Genomic DNA, 17,061 nt, shown 5'->3' on the forward strand with positions numbered 1-17,061 from the left:
GCCGTGCGGTCGCGCTGCCGGGGCCTCCGGGCCCGGTCGTCAGCCCGCAGCGGGCTCCGGCACCGCTGCGAGGACGCCGCGCTCGTGGGCCAGCAGCACGAGCTTGCGCTCGGCACCGCCGGCGTACCCGCGCGGTGCGCCGTCGGCACCGACCACCCGGTGGCACGGCACGACGATGCTCAAGGGGTTGCGGCCGTTGGCGAGCCCGACGGCGCGCATCGCGGTCGGCCGCCCGATCTCCGCCGCCAGGCGCGTGTACGACCACGTCTCGCCGTAGGGGATGCGCGTCAGCGCCGCCCACACCGCCTCCTGGAAGGGCGTGCCCGTGGCGGCGGTGGGCAGGTCGAACGTGCGGCGCGTCCCGGCGAAGAACGCGGCCAGCTGCTCCGCGGCGGCGACGAGCACCGCCGGCGCGTCCTCGTCGTCGGCCGTGACGAGAGGGCCGAACCAGGAGGCGTCCGGGGCGTGCCGGTGGTCGCCCATGTACACGCCGGTGAGGTGATCGGCGGCCGGACCCTCGTCGCCGGAGACGAGCGTGATCGGTCCGAGCGGGGAGTCGACGACGAGGTGGCTCATGCCGCGGGGTCCTCCTTCGTGAGCGGTGCTGCGGTCGGTGGCAAGGGTGGGGCCGCGATCGGTGCCACGTGCGGTGCCGCGATCGGTGCCGTGGTCGGTGCCGTAGTCGGTGCCGCGATCGGCGGCGCGTTCGGTGGCGTGGTCGGTTCGGTGGTCGGCGCTGCGGTGGGTGCCGTGCTCGGTGCCGTGCTCGGTGCCGTGCTCGGTGCCGTGCTCGGTGCCGTGCTCGGTGCCGTGCTTGGTGCCGTGCTCGGTGTCGTGGTGGGCCGCGGGGACGGGCGGGACGTCGGCCGCCTGCACGGGGGCTCGGCCGTGAGCGCGTGCCGGCCGGGCGTCCCAGGGCGCGGTGCGGCGTCCCCCGGCAGGGCGTTGACGGCGTGGGTCGCCAGCGCCCACAGGTGCTGCACGGCGTAGGACCGCCACGGCGACCAGGCCCGCGACCAGATCTCGAGCGCGCGCGGCGTGTCCGGGACGCCCATCGACCGCCCGGCCGCGCGGACGCCGAGGTCGCCGACGAGGAACGCGTCGGGGTCGCCGAGGGCCCGCATGGCGATCGTGCCGATCGTCCACGGGCCGATGCCGGGCAGCGCCGCGAGCGACGCCTCGGCCGCGTGCGCGTCGGCGCCGGCGTCCAGCACGACCGCGCCCTCGGCGAGCGCGCCCGCGAGGGCCAGCACGGTCCGTCGTCGGCTCGCGGGGACGCGGAGGGCGTCGTCGAGCACCTCGGCGGGCGCCGCGAGGACCTGCTCGGCGGTGGGGAAGAGGTGGGTCAGCCCGCCGTCGGGGTCCGGCACGGGGGTGCCGAGCGCCGCGACGAGCCGGGCCGCGTGGGTGCGCGCCGCGGCGGTCGAGACCTGCTGCCCCAGGACCGCCCGCAGCGCCATCTGCTCGGGGTCGAGGTGGTGCGGCACCCGACGACCCGGCACGGCGGCGACGAGCGGTGCGAGCGCCGGGTCGCGGGAGAGCGCCGCGTCGACGGCCTCCGGGTCCGCGTCGAGGTCCAGCAGGCGACGCGTCCGGGCGACGACGGCCGCCAGGTCCCGCAGGTCCGCGAGCCGGACGGTCACCGGGAAGGCACCGTCGACCGGCCGGCGCACGGCCACGACGCCCCACGCGTGCGGCAGACGGACGGTCGAGCGGTAGGCGCCGTCACGCCACTCCTCCACCCCGGGCACACCGGTGGCGACGAGGTGGCCGAGCAGGTTCGACGGCTCGAGCGGGGCGCGGAACGGCAGCCGCAGCGACAGGGTCGTCGTGCCGCCGTCCGCGAGCCCTCCGACCCCGCTGCCGACCCCGCTGCCGACCCCGCTGCCGCTCGCAGGCCCCACGGCCGACCCGCCGACGCGGGCCGCCGCGCGCAGGGCGGACGGGGTCGCCCCGTAGGTGCGCGCGACGACGTCGTTGAAGCTGCGCACCGACGCGAACCCGGCGGCGAAGGCGACCTCCGTCAGCGGCAGGTCCGTCCCCTCGACGAGGGCCCGCGCGGTCCGCGCCCGCCGTGCCCGGGCGAGCGCGTGCGGCCCGGCGCCCAGCTCGGCCAGCAGCAGCCGCTCGAGCTGCCGGACGCTGTAGCCCACGGCCGCGGCCAGCGCCGGCACGCCGGCCCGGTCGACCAGTCCGTCCTCGACGAGCCGCACCGCCCGAGCCGCCGTGTCCGTGCGCACGTCCCACTCCGGCGACCCGGGCGCCGCGTCCGGCCGGCAGCGCTTGCACGCCCGGAAGCCCGCCGCCTGGGCGGCGGCCGGGGTCGGCAGGAACCGCGAGTGCTCCGGACGCGGGGTGCGCGCCGGGCACGACGGCCGGCAGTAGATGCCCGTCGACGTCACGGCGTGCACGAACCGCCCGTCGAACCGCGGGTCGCGGCTCCGGACGGCCTCCCGCCGCGCTGCGTCGTCCATCTGCACCCCGCGATCCTCCCCCGCCCGCCCGCGCGGGGGCCAGCAGGATCACGACACGGCGGTGGGGAGCTGCCTCAGCCCCCGACGACCGTCCCCGCGGCGACGGTCCCCGGCGCACCCTCGGCCGGGACCGACGCCGCCCCGCGCGCGACGACGCCGTCCTCGAAGGTCCAGTCGCCCCGCACCGTGAACGACGACGCCTCCCGCAGCGACGGCGCCCCCGCCGGGAAACGCGCCTCGAACGCCCCGACCGTCTTGTAGACCTTGCTGTCCAGGTCGACGAGCGGCGCCTTCTCCACGGCGAGCCGCAGGGTCCGGTCCTCGCCGAGGTCGTACGCGTCGGAGCGGACGAGGAGCAGGTCGTTCGTCGTCTTCACCGGCAGGAAGCGCTCGCGGCCGACCGCGATCGCCGTCGCACCCTCGAACACCTCGATGGCGGCCCCCATGGCCGTCTCGATCTGGAACACCGCCGGCGACGAGGCGTCCGTCGGGTCGACCGTCTTCGTGTTCCGGATGAGCGGCAGGCCGAGCACGGCGCCCCGCTCCCCGAGGGCCGCCGCGATCTGCTCGAGGTCGAACCAGAGGTTGTTCGTGTGGAAGTACGGGTGGCGGTGCTCGTCGGTGAAGAAGTCCATCTCCTCGTCGGCGGTCTGCGCCGTGTCCCGCAGGATGAGGCGGCCGTCGGTCTTGCGCACGGCGAGGTGGCCGCCCTTGCGGTCCGCCGCCGTCCGCCGGCACACCTCCGCGGCGTAGGGCGCGCCCGAGGCGGCGAACCACCCGGCGATGCGCGGGTCCGGTGCGGCGCCGAGGTTGTCGGAGTTGGACACCGACGCGTAGCGGAAGCCCGCGTCGAGGAGCTGCTGCAGCACGCCGGACGCGAGGAGCGCCGTGTACAGGTCGCCGTGGCCCGGGGGGCACCACTCGAGCGTCGGGTCGGCCGGCCAGGAGACGGGCGTGAGGTCGTCGACGCGGAGCTTCGGCTCCTGGTTCTGCAGGAAGTCCAGCGGCAGCCCGTCCACCTCGAGGCCCTCGTGCCGGGCCAGCGCGGCGAGGGTGTCCTCCCGCGTCCGGAACGAGTTCATGAGCACCAGCGGCAGGCGGACGCCATGCGTGGCGCGGGCGTGCTGCACCTGCTCGACGATGAGGTCGAGGAAGGACCGGCCGCCGCGGACGCTCAACAGCGACTTGGCGCGGTCCATGCCCATGGAGGTGCCCAGGCCGCCGTTGAGCTTGATGACGGCCGTGCGGGACAGGGCCTCGCGGGCGGCGTCCGCCGGGACGTCCAGGTCGGCGAGCTGCGGCGGGTCCAGCAGCGGCTGGATGGTCTCCTCGCGGATGAGGCCCGTCGCCCCGGCCTCGAGCTCGCGGTAGTAGTGGGTGAAGACGTCGATCGCGGTGGGCGCGACCCCCGCCGCCGTCATCTTCTCCTGCGCCTGCCTCAGTCCCTCGTCGCTCATGGCGCCGATCGTAGGGGGGAGCACCGACGCGGGTGAGGCGTCAGGACACGCGGCGTGCGGGACCGGACGCGACGGCGACGAGGAACTCCGGCGCGGCGAAGCGCTGCTCGGCGAACGCCGCGGCGACGGCCCCCGCCACGGCCGGCGACGAGCCGGCCTCCACCAGCGCGATCGCCGACCCGCCGAACCCGCCGCCCGTCATGCGCGCACCGAGGGCGCCGGCCGCCCGGGCCGCCGCCACGGCGACGTCGAGCTCCGGGCACGTGACCTCGTAGTCCACGCGCAGCGACTCGTGGGAGGCGTCCATGAGGTGGCCCACCTGGCGCACCTGGCCGGCGCGGACCTCCGCGGCGAAGTCCTCGACGCGCGCGATCTCCGTCACGACGTGCCGCACGCGCCTGCGCTGCTCCTCGTCGTCCAGGGCGGCGAGCGCCGCGGGCAGGTCCGTCACCTCCCGCAGCGTGCCGACGCCGAGGACGCGGGCCGCCGCCTCGCAGGTCGCCCGGCGGGCGGCGTACTGCCCGTCGTTGAGGCTGTGCGGGGCCTTCGTGTCGATGACGAGGAGCTCGAGCCCGGCACCGGCCAGGTCGAACGGCACCTGCGTCACGGAGTCGTCGCGCGTGTCGAGCAGGAGCGCGTGGCCCTCGTGGCATCGCAGGCTGGCGGCCTGGTCCATGCCGCCGGTGGCGGCCCCGGCCACCTCGTTCTCGGTGCGGATGCACGCGGTGACGAGGCGGCTGCGGCGGGCGTCGTCGCCGCCCTGCCCGAGTCCGTACGCCTCGTCCAGCGCCACCGCGACGGAGCACTCGAGGGCCGCGGACGACGACAGCCCGGCACCCAGCGGCACGCAGGACGCGACCGCCGCGTCGAACCCGCCGACGGCGAGGCCGTCCTCCGCCAGCGCCCACGCCACCCCGGCGGCGTACGTCACCCAACCCTCCACCGTCCCGGGCGCCACGTCCGCCACGCGCCCGCGCCAGGGGCGCTCGGGCGCGAGATCCGACACGAGCCCGGCACCGCCGTCGTCCCGCCGCGCGAGCGCGACGAACGTCCGGTGCGGCAGGGCGATCGGCAGGCAGAGCCCGCCGTTGTAGTCCGTGTGCTCACCGATGAGGTTGACCCGCCCCGGCGCGGCCCACACGCCCTCGGGCTCGCGGCCGTAGGTGCGGCGGAAGAGCTCGGCCGCGCGCGCGGCGCCCTCCTCGTCCGACCATGCCTCGGACCAGCGGACGGGGCGGTCGGGATGCGCGACGGTGCTCACGGTCCCGCAGCCTATCGGCGCGCGGATGGGCCCACGCCCGCGCTCCCGCCCTTCCCGTCGCCGGCGACCTGGCCCCGCGCTACCGCCCCTCCCGTCGCCGGCGACCTGGCCCGTGCGGAGCCTGCCGGGCGCGGAGTGTGGGCGATCGGCGGCATCCTCGTCGGCCGGTCCGCCCAGCGGATGTGCCCGGTCCCGCTGCGTGGGAGGACCCGCCCGGGAGGTTGCGGCGCCGCGCGACCGCCCCGCACGGTGGAGGGGCCCGAGGGGATCCGGCGGCACGTCAGCGCGCGTCGGACCCGCACCTCGACACCGAGAGGAGCACGCCCGTGCTCACCCTGACCGACAACGCCCGCACCGCCGTCCGCGACCTCACGCAGAGCGCGGGGCTGCCGTCCTCCGGCGGCCTGCGGATCGCGGAGTCCGACGCCGGCACCGGCGCCTTCGAGCTCGCGCTCGTCCCGGAGGCCGTTCCCGGCGACGACGTCGTCGGCGACGCGGAGGCCACCGTCTTCCTGTCGCCCGTCTCGTCGGAGACGCTGGCCGACCTGCAGCTCGACACCGACCCGGCCGCCGGTGGCGCCGGGTTCGTGCTGGCGCCGCAGGCCTGACGCCGCGCGCCCGAGGAACGCCACCGCCCCCCCGGGGCACGACGAGGGCCGGTACCCGCTCGGGGTGCCGGCCCTCGTCGCGTCCGCCGTCGCGTCCGCAGTCGCCTCCGGCAGTCGCGTCGGGGCAGTTGCCTCGGGGCAGGTGCCTCGGGCCAGGTGCCTCGGGCCGGGCGCGGAGGGGTGGGCGTGGAGGGGTGGGAATGCGCCGGTCCTCCACAGCCTTGGCGCGGACGGGTCCCGTAGCGGGCGGTGCTCCGGCATCCTGGGGCCGCGGCGTCGTCCGGCGCCGTTCCCAGCATCGCCCGCCCGCGGGCCCGACGAGGGAGGCGACCCTGACCGCCCAGCCCACCACCGCCCTCCCGGCGCGGCCGGGCCCGCAGGCGCGGGTGACCGTCCCCGTGCCGTACGTCGCCCAGCCGCTGCGACGGTTCCTCGCCACGGAGTCGGGGAGCGCCTCGCTCCTGCTCGCCGCCACCGTGCTCGCGCTGGTCTGGGCCAACCTGCCCGGCGGCAGCTACGACGCCTTCTGGCACACCGAGGCGGGCGTCGTCGTGGGCGACGGCGGCCTGACGATGTCCCTGCAGCACTGGGTCAACGACGGGCTCATGGCGCTGTTCTTCCTCGCCGTCGGGCTGGAGATCAGCCGCGAGGTCACCGTGGGGGAGCTGCGGGACCCGCGGGCGGTCGTCGTGCCGGCGCTCGGGGCGCTCGGCGGGCTGGCGCTGCCCGCGCTGCTGTACCTGCTGGTCAACCCCACGGGGCCGGCGGCGGCCGGCTGGGGCATCCCGATGTCGACGGACACGGCGTTCCTCGTCGGCGTCCTCGCGCTGTTCGGGCCGCGGTGCCCGGACCAGCTGCGGCTGTTCCTGCTGACGCTCGCGATCGTCGACGACATCGGCGCCGTCGCGGTCATGGCGATCTTCTACACCGACGAGGTGTCGGTCCCGGCGCTCGTCGCGTGCGGCGTGCTCGTCGCCGTGCTGGCGGGGATGCGCTGGGCGCGGGTGTGGCAGCTGCCGCCCTACGTGCTCGTCGGGCTCGCGCTGTGGGGCGCGGTGCTCGCCTCGGGGGTGCACCCGACGCTGGCGGGGGTGCTCGTCGGGGTCCTGGTGCCCGCCGCGCGCGTCGACCCGTCGCAGCGCGAGCGGCTGCGCCTGTACGGGCGCGCGCTCGCGGAGCACGCCTCACCGCAGCGCGCCCGCCTGGCGACGACCGCCGTGCGCGCGACGATCCCCGCCAACGACCGGCTGCAGGCGGCCCTGCACCCGGTCAGCGCGTTCGTCGTCGTGCCCCTGTTCGGGCTGGCGAACGCCGGGGTCGAGCTGACGGGGCCGGTGCTGCGCGCGGCGGCGACGAGCCCCGTGACCCTCGGCATCGTGCTCGCGCTCGTCGTCGGGAACGCCATAGGCATCTCCGTGGCGGCGGGGGTCGCGCTGCGCACCGGGATGGGGCACCTGTCGGGGACGCTGCGCTACGGGCACCTCGTCGGCGGCGCGATGCTGGCGGGCATCGGGTTCACCATCTCCCTGTTCATCACCGACCTCGCCTTCGACGACCCCGTGCTGCGCGACGAGGCGAAGATCGGCGTCCTGGCGGGGTCGCTGCTCGCGGCGGTGCTCGGCTCCCTCGTCCTGCGCTACCTCGGGGAGCGGCTGCCGCTGTGCACGGTGGACGACGGCGGGAACGGGCTGCCGGACCTGCCGTCCGGGCCGTGGGAGGACCCGACGACGACCCGGTAGCCGAAGGCCACCGAGGACGGAGTCCCGACGCTGTCAGCGGTGCAGGCCCAGCGCCGCGCGCAGCTCGGCCAGCTCGACGCGGCCCCGGTAGATCCGGCCGTCGACCAGCAGCGTCGGGGTGCCGCGCACGCCGTGGCCGCCTCCGGAGCGGTAGTCGGCCTCGACCGCCCCCCGGTGCACCTGCACGGCGGCGCCCGTGACGGGTCCCGTGATGCCGAGGTCGGCGGCGTACGCCTCCAGGTCCGGGTCGGTGAGCCGGTCCTGGTGCCGGAAGAGCACGTCGTGCAGGTCCCAGAAGCGGTCGCCCGCCGCCTCGGTGGCCAGCGCCGCCGTCAGCGCGAAGGGGTGCTTGGTGAAGAGCGGGAAGTGGCGGAAGACGAGGCGCACGGCTCCGTCGGACTCGTCGACGAGCCGCGTCAGCACAGGTGCCGCCGCCGCGCAGTAGGGGCACTCGAGGTCGCCGTACTCGACGACGGTGATGGGGGCGGCGACATCGCCGCGCACGTGCCGGTCGAGGTCCGGTGCGCCGGCGGTGCCGCCCGGCGGCGTCTGCGTCTGGGTCACGGCCAGAGGGTCGCACGCGGCAGGGCCGCCCGGACAGAGCCCGGACAGAGCACCGGCCGGCCACCCTGGGGGTGGCCGGCCGGCGGCGTCCGTGCGAGGTGCACGTCCTGCGAGGTGCTGGTCGTGCGAGGTGCTGGTCGTGCGAGGTGCTGGTCCTGCGAGGTGCTGGTCCTGCGAGGTGCTGGTCGTGCGAGGTGCTGGTCGTGCGAGGTGCGGTCGTGCGAGGTGCGCGGTCAGCGGGGGCGCTTGGCCGTCACCTTCGACAGCAGCTCCTTGGCCTTGCGCTGGTTCTGCGGCTTGGCCATCTCGCGCTGCACGATGCGGGCGGCCTGCAGCGCGGCCCCGCTCTTGAGCGCCTTGCCCAGGAATCCCATGGTCGGTCCCTCCGTCGCGTGGGCGGTGGTGGCGGCCCGTCGCTCGACGAGCACGGGCGCACCGCCGCGCGGGCCGGCGGCCCGCGGCCCGACGCTACGACGCCGACGGCTGCCGCGCGACCCCACCTGCGACCACCGGTGACGCCGTCGACCCGGGACAGAGCCGGGAATGCCGTGCGATGCCGAGCCGTTCGACGCGGCATGAGCCTCCCGACGACGCAGACCCCCACCGACGTCACGCTGCGGGTCGACGTCTGGTCCGACGTCGTGTGCCCGTGGTGCTGGATCGGGCGGCGCCGCTTCGAGGAGGCCGTGACGCGCTGGCAGCAGGACGCGGGGCCCGGCGCGTCCGTCGACGTCACCTACCACTCCTTCCAGCTCGCCCCCGACACGCCCGTCGACTTCGCGGGCACGTCGACCGAGTTCCTGGCGGCGCACAAGGGCCTGCCGCTCGAGCAGGTGCGGACGATGCAGGACCAGGTCACGCAGATCGCGGCATCGGTGGGGCTCGAGTACCACCTCGACCGGGCGCAGCACACGACGACCCTGCCGGCGCACGAGGTCCTGCACCTCGCCGCGGACCGCGGCCGCCAGGGCGAGGTGCTCGAGCGGCTCTTCCGCGCGCACTTCACCGAGGGACGGCACGTGGGGCGCACGGGCGACCTCGTGGCGCTGGCCGCGGAGGCGGGGCTCGACGCCGACGAGGTCCGCGCGGCGCTGGCCGACCACCGGTACGCGGCCGCCGTGCAGGACGACCTGGCGCTCGCGCGGGAGCTCGGCATCTCCGGCGTGCCGTTCACCGTCGTCGACGGGCGGTACGGCGTCTCCGGCGCCCAGGACCCGGCGGTGTTCATCGGGGCGCTCCAGCGGGCCGCCGCGGACCGCGCTGCCGCCGACGTCGCGGACGACGACCGGTGAGCGCGCCGCGGCCGGCGCTCGTGGGGCTCGTCCTCCTCGGCGACGACGACGCCGCGGTGTGCGGGACCGACGGGTGCGTCCCCGCAGGTGCTGGCGGGACGGCCGGAGCCGGAGCCGGGGACGAGGACGAGGACCGTGCCGGGGACGGGCGCCGTGCGGGGACGGGCGCCGTGCCGGGGACGGGCAGCGTGCCGGGGACGGGCAGCGTGCCGACGGGCAGGGTCCGGCCCCCGAGCAGCGCACCTCTCGCGCCGGGGTGGGCGCAGGAGGTTAGGTTCGTGCCGTGACCTCCCTGACGACCGAGGCCGTCGAGCTGCCGGGTGTCCGGCCCGCGGACCCGCCCACCGAGATGCTGCCGGGGAGGCTCTGGCACGGCGGCATCCCGGTCGACTACGACTGGGCGCGCGCGACGGGCGTCACGGCCGTGATCGACGTGGCCGACCCCGATGCGCACCCGCCCGCCGGCGCCACCGACGGCCTGCTCTACGTGAAGTCCCCGCTCGTCGACGGCGAGGACCTCCCGGACGCCGGGCTGGTGCTGCGGCTGGCCTCGCTCGTCGCCGGGCTCATGACCGACGGGCACCAGGTGCTCGTCCACTGCACCTTCGGCCGGAACCGGTCGGGCCTGCTCGTGTCCCTCGTCGTGCGCGAGGCGCTGGGCCTGCCGGGCGACGAGGCGCTCGCCTACGTGCAGCAGCGCCGGGAGGGCACCGTCAACAACACGGCGTTCGCGGCGTGGCTGCGCGGGCTGCCCGCGCCCGACGACCGGCCGGAGCCCGTGGACGTGCCCCGCCCGGGCGACTGACGGCCGCACCGCCCCCGCGCCGAGGGAGACGCCACGGGACGAGCGGGCGACGACCCCGGCGCCGGTGCGGCGCCGAACGGCGTCAGAGCGGGGTGCGCCACTCCGCGACGGCGTCGTCGAGCCACGCCAGCGACCCGTCGCCCTGGCGGCGGCAGTCCCAGAGCCGGAAGGCGACGCCGCCGAGCGCCGCGATCCGGTCCAGGACGATGCGGCCGTCCCAGCCGCGCACGTCGTGCCCGTACTCCCGGCAGAACGCGAGGTACGTCTCCGGGTCGAGCTCGCCCGTGTCCGCCCGCCGCGCCGCGCTGCCGAGGTCGTACTCCCGCAGGGCGCGCGCCGCGAAGTCGAGGTCGATGAGCACCGGCCGACGGCCGTGCCGCAGCACGTTCATGGGCGAGACGTCGCCGTGCACGGCGCCGACCCCCAGCGGCGAGTCGAGCCGTGCGAGCTCGGCCAGCAGCGTGTCGCGCGCGGCGAGCAGGACGGCCGCGGCCTCGTCGGGCAGGTCCGCGACCTGCGGCGCTAGCCGCCGCAGCGGCTGCCACGCGGGCAGGTCGGCGTCGGCGTGCGCGGCGTGGAAGCGCTGGAGCAGCCGGCCCGTCCGGGCCCAGTCCACGGGGCCGGTGCTGGTCAGCCACGGCTGCACGGTCACGACGCCCCACGAGGTGATGACGGGACCGGCGGTCGGCAGGAGGGCCGTGCGCGACCCGGCCAGGGCGGCGGCCGTCCGGCTCAGGTGCGCCGGGTCGGTGCCCGGCGGGTAGACCTTGACGGCCTCGTCGCCGCAGCGCAGGACGACCGTCGTCAGGGCGCTCACCACCTGCACGTCGGGGCTGATGCCCGGCAGGGCCAGGCGCGCCTCGTCGAGCGCGAGCAGCGCCTCGGTCACGCCCCACGGACCGGTGGGCAGCGGCAGCGGGTCGGGCGTGGCCAGCCAGGCGGCGGGGGCGGCCGGCGCGCCGGGGCGATGCGGCGCCCGGTCGGCCGCGTGGCCGCGAGCCGCGTGCAGAGCCGTGCCCGGAGCCGCGTCCAGGTCCGCGTCCAGCTCGGGCTCGAGCGTCGGGTCGGGCAGAGGTGCGAAGAGCGACACAGGGTCTCCCAGGACGTCCGTGGTGAGCGGGGGGTTGCCACCACGCGACGTCGACGGCGGGGACCGCGACCGGGTTGGGCCTGGAGCGTACATCGGCACCGGCTCGGCCCGTATTGACCCGTTCGGGTGACCTTTCTCGCAGCCGCTCGGCTCTCAGCGAGCCGAGGGGTGGGCCCCCTCCGCGCGCACCGCACCCCGCCGCTTCGTCGACGTGACGGGGTCGGTGATGTCCTCGAGCGACTGCCGCTCCGCGTTGATGCCGATGAACCAGGCGACGAGCCCGCCGGTGAGCATGAGCCCCGAGCCGAGGAGGTACCCCGCGGTGAGCGGCCCGCGCTCCGACCCGTCCCCGACGAGGCTCGCGTACACCGTGGCGGCCACCGCACCCGAGAGCTGGGCGATGCAGAAGAAGAACGCGATGGCCTGCCCGCGCAGCTCCAGCGGGAAGATCTCGCTCACCGTGAGGTAGGCGGACGAGGCGCCGGCGGACGCGAAGAAGAAGCAGACGCACCACAGCACGGTCTGCGTCACCGCGGTGAGGGCGCCGGCGCTGAACAGCACCGCGGCCAGCGCCAGCACGACCGCCGAGATGCCGTACGTCAGGAGGATCATCTTCCGCCGGCCCCACACGTCGAACAGGTGCCCCAGCGGCAGCGGCCCCAGCAGGTTCCCGAACGCGAACGGGATGAAGTACAGCGGGACGCTCCCGGACGGCACGTCGAAGTGGGACGTCAGCACGAGCGCGTAGGAGAAGAAGATGGCGTTGTAGAGGAACGACTGCGTGATCATCATCGTCGCGCCGAGCACCGCCCGGCGCGGGTACTCCCGGAACATGATCCGCGCGACGCGGGCGATGGGGATCGACTTCTCGCCGACGACCTCGATGGCCTTGCTCTCGTCGACCGGAGGCAGTGTGCCGCCCTGGTGCTCGACGGCGTCCTCGATGCCGGTGATGGTCTTCTCGGCCTCGCCCGTGTACCCGTGGGTGAGCTGCCAGCGCGGGGACTCGGGGATGTGGCGGCGGACGTAGATGATGACGAGGCCGAGCACCGGGCCGAGGAAGAAGCACAGGCGCCAGCCCCAGAAGATGGGCACGAGGCCCGGGTTGAGCAGCACGAGCGCACCGAGGGAGCCGATGAGCGCGCCGCCCCAGTACGTGCCGTTGACGGCGATGTCGACGCGGCCGCGGTAGTGGGCCGGGATGAGCTCGTCGATCGCGGAGTTGATCGCCGTGTACTCGCCGCCGATGCCCATGCCCGCGATGAAGCGGAACGCCATGAAGGACCAGAGGTCCCAGGAGAGACCGGCCAGCCCGCTGCCGACGAGGTAGATCGTCAGCGTGAGGATGAACAGCCGCCGCCGCCCGAGCCGGTCCGTCATGCGCCCGAAGACGAGTGCTCCCACGACCTGCCCGACGAGGTACACGGACGCGAGCAGACCGACCTGCGCCGCCGGGATGCCCAGCCCGCTCTCGGGCTCGGTGAGGATGGAGCCGACGTCCGCGACGAGCTGGACCTCCAGCCCGTCGAGGATCCACGACACCCCGAGCCCGACGACGACCATCCAGTGGAACCGCGTCCACGGGAGCCGGTCGAGCCGTGCCGGGATGAGGCTGCGGACCGCCCCGGGCTGCGCCCCCTGGTCCTGCGTCGTCGCACTCATGACCGCTCCCTCGCGCCCCGGCCGGGACCCCTGTGCCCACGGCCTGACCGGGGGACGCTAGGGCCGGTCCGTGAGCCCTGGAACAGGTGCGGGTGCGGGGGCGGCGGGGGACGGCCGGGACGGCCCCTCGTGGCGCCCCTCGTGATGCCCCTGGTGGCGTCCGTGGTCGGCACGCGGCGGACGGCCCGGCCACCAGAACCGGTCGCCGAGCCAGACGGCCAGCGCCGGCACCAGCACGGTCCGCACCAGCAGGGTGTCGAGCAGGACGCCGATGCCGATGACCGTGCCGATCTGGGCGAGGACGACCAGCGGCAGCACGCCCAGGACCGCGAAGACCGCGGCCAGCAGGATGCCCGCGCTCGTGATGACCCCGCCGGTCGCGGTCAGCGCCCGTAGCACGCCCGTGCGCGTCCCGTGGTGGGCGGCCTCCTCCCGGGCGCGGGTGACGAGGAAGATGTTGTAGTCCACGCCCAGGGCGACGAGGAACAGGAAGCTCAGCAGCGGCACCTGCACGTCGAGCGCGTCCTGCCCCAGGAGCCCGGAGAAGACCCACCAGGACAGCCCGAGGCTGGCGACGAAGGTGCCGACCACCGTGGCGACGAGGAGCACGGGCGCCAGCAGCGACCGCAGCAGCCCCACGAGCACGAGCAGCACGAGCGCCAGCACCACCGGCACGATGACGGTCAGGTCCCGCACGGCGCCGGCGCGCTCGTCGACGGACTGCGCGTCCGAGCCGCCGACGTCCGTGGCGGGCACGTCGGCGAGCGCCTCGCGCAGCGCCACGACGGTGTCGCGCGCCTCGGCCGAGCCCGGGGCGGCGGCGAGCACCGCGTCGAGCCGGACGAGGTCGTCCGTGCGGCCGGCCTCGCTGACCGCGTCGACCCCGGTCACGCCGGCGGCCAGCGTCTCGACGGTCGCCGCCTCGGCGGGCGTCGTGATGATGATCGCCGGGTCCGAGGCGCCGGCCGGGAAGGACTCCCCGAGCCGCTCGGCGGCGGAGATCGCCTCGGGCGTCCGCGTGAACTGGTCCGCGTCCGACAGGCCGGTGCTGATGCCGAGCACGCCGGACGACAGGGCGGCGAGCAGCGCGACGGTGGCCACGGCGAGGGTGGCGGGACGGCGGCCGACGAGCCCGCCCACGCGCGACCAGACCGTCCGGCGCTCCGTGGTCGCCGCGTCCCCGACCCGCGGCACCAGCGGCCAGAAGATGAACCGCCCGAACAGCACCAGCAGCGCCGGCAGCACGACGAGGCCGGCGAACGCCGCGAGCACGATGCCCACCGCACTGGCCAGGCCGAGCGCGCGCGTGCCGGGCGTGAGCGAGAGGAGGAGGGCGAGGGCGGCCAGGACGACGGTTGACGACGAGGCCAGGACGGCTTCTGCGGTCCGCCGCAGCGCGTGCCGCATGGCCTCGAAGCGGTCGGCCTCGCGGCGCAGCTCGTCGCGGTAGCGCGAGATGAGCAGGAGCGCGTAGTCCGTGCCCGCGCCGAAGACGAGGACCGACAGGATGCCCGTGGTGGACTCGTCGAGCGGCAGGCCGGCCGCGTCGAGGACGCCGGCCGCGGTGATCGACGCGAGGCGGTCCGTGATCCCCACCGTGAGCAGCGGGACCACCCACAGCCCGGGGCTGCGGTAGGTGACGACGAGCAGGACGGCGACGACGAGCGCGGTGGCCCCCAGCAGCCGGAAGTCGGCGCCCTCGAAGACCTCGGCCAGGTCCGCCTGGATGCCGGCCGGGCCCGTGAGCTGCGCGGTGACGCCGTCCGGGAGGCCGTCGCGGGCCGTCGCGCGCAGCTGGGACACCTCCTCCGACAGCGTCGAGGCCGACGTGGCGGGCAGGGCCAGCGTGACGATGGCCGCCGACCCGTCCTCGCTCGGGATCAGCGGGGAGGCCTGCGCCCCCTCGACGACGCCGGTCAGCGCGGCGACCCGCTCGCCGACGGCGGCGAGGTCGTCCGGCGTGAGCGTCCCGGAGTCGGCGGTGAACAGCACGACGGCGGCGGAGGTGTCGGCGGTGGGCAGGTTCTCCTGGCGCAGGGTGGCGGACGTGCTCTCGGCCCCGCGGGGGAGCTGCGCGTCCGGGTACTGCGCGGACGTGCTGCCCGTGTCGGCGCCGATGGCGAAGCCGAGCGCCGCGAGGAGGGTGGCGACGACCACCACGAGCAGCGACGTCCGACGTCCCACGATGGTGCGCACGGTCCTGTCCATGTGACGATCTCCTCGGTACGCTCAGCAGGTATGTCATCAGGTGAGCAATCTCGTGAACGAGATGGAGGGTAGGGCCGTGGCGGACGCGACGCAACCGCTCGAGGACCGCATGCGGGAGTCGGAGGTGCTGCAGGAGCTGCGGCGCATGATCGGCGTCGCCGGTGCCGTGACCCCGGCCGTCGCCGCGCGGGCGGGGCTGTCGTCCTCCGAGCTCGAGGCCCTCGAGCACCTCATGGCCGAGCCCCTCGGCCCGGTCGAGATCGCCAAGCGTCTGCACGTGACGTCGGCGGCCTCGTCGGGCATCGTCGACCGGCTGGAGCGCCGCGGTCACGTGGTCCGCGAACCCCATCCCGACGACCGCCGGCGGACGCGCGTCGTCGTCACCCCGAGCGGGCGTGCGGAGGTCGTGGCGCACCTCGTGCCCATGTTCACCGGCCTCGCCGAGGCCGAGGAGGCCCTGTCCGCCCACGACCGCGAGGTCGTCGCGGCGTTCCTGCGACGCGCGACGGACGCGATCACCGCGCTCTTGTAGGCCCCGCGTGCCACGGTGTGCCCGTGAGCGATCCGCTGCAGCTGTTCCCAGGCCGCGTCTTCGTCTCGACGGTGCTCGAGGCCCTGGTCACGAAGACGACGCTGTCCGGCGCCATGGCCCGCCGCTACCTCCAGCGTGCCGCCATGGCGGGGTTCCTCATCGGGATCTTCTACGTCACGCACTACGCCGTGGTCGCCGCGTTCGACGCCGTCGCGGTCGGCGGGGGAGCGGCCGGGGACGGCACGACGTTGCGCCCGATCGGCCGGCTCGTCGGGGCGGTCGTCTTCGGCTTCGCCCTCGTCTTCATCTACTGGTCGCGCTCGGAGCTGCTGACCTCGAACATGATGATCGTCTCCGTCGGCGCCTACCACCGGCGCACCGGCTGGGGGCACGCGCTGCGCCTGCTCGGCCTGTGCTACCTGGGCAACGCGCTGGGCGGGCTCGTCGTCGCCGCGCTGCTGCGGGTGTCCACGCTCACGGACGGGCCGGTCCTGGCCGAGATGGTCGCGGCGGTGGAGCACAAGCTGGCGTACGCCACCGACGGCCCGGGCGGCTGGGCGGACCTGCTCGTGCGCGCGGCGCTGTGCAACTTCTGCATCAACATCGCGATGCTGCTGGTCTACAACGGCCTCATCAAGGACGACCTGACGAAGGCGGTCGTCATGATCGCCTCGGTGTTCGTCTTCGCCTTCCTCGGGCTGGAGCACTCCGTGGCCAACACGGTCCTGTTCGCCATCGTCGGGCTCGAGCAGGGGATCGCGGTGGGGCCGGCCCTGGGCAACGTCGGCCTGGCGCTGCTCGGCAACTACGTCGGCGGCGGGCTCCTCGTCGGGTTCTTCTACGCCTACGTCAACGACGACCGCCGGTGGCTCGCGGACCGGCCCGACCGGCAGCAGCAGCAGGGGCCGGGCGGGGCCTGACCGGCAGCGGCAGCCGACAGGGTCCGACCGGCGGGACGCGGTCCCCGCAGGCCGGCGGACCTCGTCGTCCGTCGGCCCGGCGGGCGCCGCCCTCCGCGACCGGCGGCGGGGCGACGCACCGGCGGGAGGTCCGGGCGGGCGCCGTTGCCCGTCCGGGCGTCCCCCACTGTGCCACCGGCCGACCGGCGTGGTGGCCGTCACGGGCGGATCGTTGCCGGACCGAGACCTGGCAGCAGGTGGGATCGTTCCCGCCGACGCCCTCCGCGCGGCCCCGTCCCGCGGGGGGGCTGCCGATGGGCGGACGCGCAGGTCGGGGCGCTGTGACACGACCGGGTGATCTTCGTGACAGGAGGCCCTGACAGGTGTCACCACCCTGGCCGCGCGGCCCGCCGGTCGCCACCCTGGGCCCCGCTCCCGGACCCGGGAGGCACTGTCCCCCGTACGGGTGA

At 75.8% G+C, this 17,061-nt stretch carries 15 protein-coding genes; 6 read left to right on the forward strand and 9 right to left on the reverse strand.

Going from position 1 to position 17,061, the window contains the following annotated elements:
• Positions 1–39: 39 nt before the first annotated feature.
• From AC2TDM_RS02865 to galK, 4 genes are all read right to left on the reverse strand, one after another.
• Positions 40–576 carry a methylated-DNA--[protein]-cysteine S-methyltransferase gene (locus AC2TDM_RS02865; protein WP_090033274.1) on the reverse strand — a complete coding sequence of 179 codons (537 nt, stop codon included), beginning with the start codon at positions 574–576 and terminating at the stop codon, positions 40–42.
• Complete coding sequence (locus tag AC2TDM_RS02870; protein WP_484635762.1) at positions 573–2,474, reverse strand: AlkA N-terminal domain-containing protein; 1,902 nt, start codon at positions 2,472–2,474, stop codon at positions 573–575. The genes AC2TDM_RS02865 and AC2TDM_RS02870 overlap by 4 nt, the downstream gene beginning before the upstream one ends.
• 74 nt (positions 2,475–2,548) lie before the next feature.
• Positions 2,549–3,931 carry a UTP--glucose-1-phosphate uridylyltransferase gene (locus AC2TDM_RS02875; protein WP_484635763.1) on the reverse strand — a complete coding sequence of 461 codons (1,383 nt, stop codon included), beginning with the start codon at positions 3,929–3,931 and terminating at the stop codon, positions 2,549–2,551.
• Positions 3,932–3,971: 40 nt separating this feature from the next.
• Positions 3,972–5,192 (reverse strand): galactokinase, encoded by a 1,221-nt coding sequence (gene galK, locus AC2TDM_RS02880; protein ID WP_484635764.1) that lies wholly within the window; start codon positions 5,190–5,192, stop codon positions 3,972–3,974.
• Between the two features lie 326 nt (positions 5,193–5,518).
• Between galK and AC2TDM_RS02885 the strand changes: the two genes are divergently transcribed.
• Together AC2TDM_RS02885 and nhaA are read left to right on the forward strand one after the other, a co-directional pair.
• Positions 5,519–5,800, forward strand: coding sequence for an adhesin (locus AC2TDM_RS02885; protein ID WP_090033278.1), 282 nt, complete (start codon positions 5,519–5,521; stop codon positions 5,798–5,800).
• A 386-nt stretch (positions 5,801–6,186) separates the two neighbouring features.
• Positions 6,187–7,539: a Na+/H+ antiporter NhaA gene (nhaA, locus tag AC2TDM_RS02890; RefSeq protein ID WP_239078822.1), complete on the forward strand. Its 1,353-nt coding sequence runs from the start codon at positions 6,187–6,189 to the stop codon at positions 7,537–7,539.
• Between the two features lie 33 nt (positions 7,540–7,572).
• Here the strand turns inward: nhaA and AC2TDM_RS02895 are convergent, their stop codons facing one another.
• Together AC2TDM_RS02895 and AC2TDM_RS02900 are read right to left on the reverse strand one after the other, a co-directional pair.
• Positions 7,573–8,103 carry a DsbA family protein gene (locus AC2TDM_RS02895; RefSeq protein ID WP_090033281.1) on the reverse strand — a complete coding sequence of 177 codons (531 nt, stop codon included), beginning with the start codon at positions 8,101–8,103 and terminating at the stop codon, positions 7,573–7,575.
• Positions 8,104–8,336: 233 nt separating this feature from the next.
• Positions 8,337–8,477 (reverse strand): hypothetical protein, encoded by a 141-nt coding sequence (locus AC2TDM_RS02900; RefSeq protein WP_175499517.1) that lies wholly within the window; start codon positions 8,475–8,477, stop codon positions 8,337–8,339.
• Between the two features lie 201 nt (positions 8,478–8,678).
• On the opposite strand from AC2TDM_RS02900, the gene AC2TDM_RS02905 reads away from it, so the two are divergent.
• Together AC2TDM_RS02905 and AC2TDM_RS02910 are read left to right on the forward strand one after the other, a co-directional pair.
• Complete coding sequence (locus tag AC2TDM_RS02905; protein WP_484635765.1) at positions 8,679–9,395, forward strand: DsbA family oxidoreductase; 717 nt, start codon at positions 8,679–8,681, stop codon at positions 9,393–9,395.
• Positions 9,396–9,678: 283 nt separating this feature from the next.
• Positions 9,679–10,200, forward strand: coding sequence for a protein-tyrosine phosphatase family protein (locus AC2TDM_RS02910; RefSeq protein ID WP_484635766.1), 522 nt, complete (start codon positions 9,679–9,681; stop codon positions 10,198–10,200).
• Between the two features lie 82 nt (positions 10,201–10,282).
• Here the strand turns inward: AC2TDM_RS02910 and AC2TDM_RS02915 are convergent, their stop codons facing one another.
• The 3 genes from AC2TDM_RS02915 to AC2TDM_RS02925 form a co-directional block, all read right to left on the reverse strand.
• Positions 10,283–11,290 (reverse strand): protein kinase family protein, encoded by a 1,008-nt coding sequence (locus AC2TDM_RS02915; protein WP_484635767.1) that lies wholly within the window; start codon positions 11,288–11,290, stop codon positions 10,283–10,285.
• A 153-nt stretch (positions 11,291–11,443) separates the two neighbouring features.
• Complete coding sequence (locus AC2TDM_RS02920) at positions 11,444–12,952, reverse strand: MFS transporter (protein ID WP_484635768.1); 1,509 nt, start codon at positions 12,950–12,952, stop codon at positions 11,444–11,446.
• Positions 12,953–13,009: 57 nt separating this feature from the next.
• Positions 13,010–15,160 (reverse strand): MMPL family transporter, encoded by a 2,151-nt coding sequence (locus AC2TDM_RS02925; protein WP_484635769.1) that lies wholly within the window; start codon positions 15,158–15,160, stop codon positions 13,010–13,012.
• 40 nt (positions 15,161–15,200) lie between these two features.
• On the opposite strand from AC2TDM_RS02925, the gene AC2TDM_RS02930 reads away from it, so the two are divergent.
• Positions 15,201–15,692 carry a MarR family winged helix-turn-helix transcriptional regulator gene (locus AC2TDM_RS02930; protein ID WP_484635770.1) on the forward strand — a complete coding sequence of 164 codons (492 nt, stop codon included), beginning with the start codon at positions 15,201–15,203 and terminating at the stop codon, positions 15,690–15,692.
• A gap of 23 nt (positions 15,693–15,715) precedes the next feature.
• Positions 15,716–16,612 (forward strand): formate/nitrite transporter family protein, encoded by an 897-nt coding sequence (locus tag AC2TDM_RS02935; protein ID WP_484635771.1) that lies wholly within the window; start codon positions 15,716–15,718, stop codon positions 16,610–16,612.
• Positions 16,613–17,061 lie beyond the last annotated feature (449 nt).

It is taken from the genome of Cellulomonas sp. plas2, assembly GCF_057221735.1.

What these genes read in the sequence shown, in the direction of transcription:
- AC2TDM_RS02920 (WP_484635768.1), bottom strand. Translation starts at nt 12,952, where the DNA reads ATGAGTGCGACGACGCAGGACCAGGGGGCGCAGCCCGGGGCGGTCCGC.
- AC2TDM_RS02925 (WP_484635769.1), bottom strand. Translation starts at nt 15,160, where the DNA reads ATGGACAGGACCGTGCGCACCATCGTGGGACGTCGGACGTCGCTGCTC.
- AC2TDM_RS02905 (WP_484635765.1), top strand. Translation starts at nt 8,679, where the DNA reads ATGAGCCTCCCGACGACGCAGACCCCCACCGACGTCACGCTGCGGGTC.
- AC2TDM_RS02870 (WP_484635762.1), bottom strand. Translation starts at nt 2,474, where the DNA reads ATGGACGACGCAGCGCGGCGGGAGGCCGTCCGGAGCCGCGACCCGCGG.
- AC2TDM_RS02875 (WP_484635763.1), bottom strand. Translation starts at nt 3,931, where the DNA reads ATGAGCGACGAGGGACTGAGGCAGGCGCAGGAGAAGATGACGGCGGCG.
- AC2TDM_RS02900 (WP_175499517.1), bottom strand. Translation starts at nt 8,477, where the DNA reads ATGGGATTCCTGGGCAAGGCGCTCAAGAGCGGGGCCGCGCTGCAGGCC.
- AC2TDM_RS02865 (WP_090033274.1), bottom strand. Translation starts at nt 576, where the DNA reads ATGAGCCACCTCGTCGTCGACTCCCCGCTCGGACCGATCACGCTCGTC.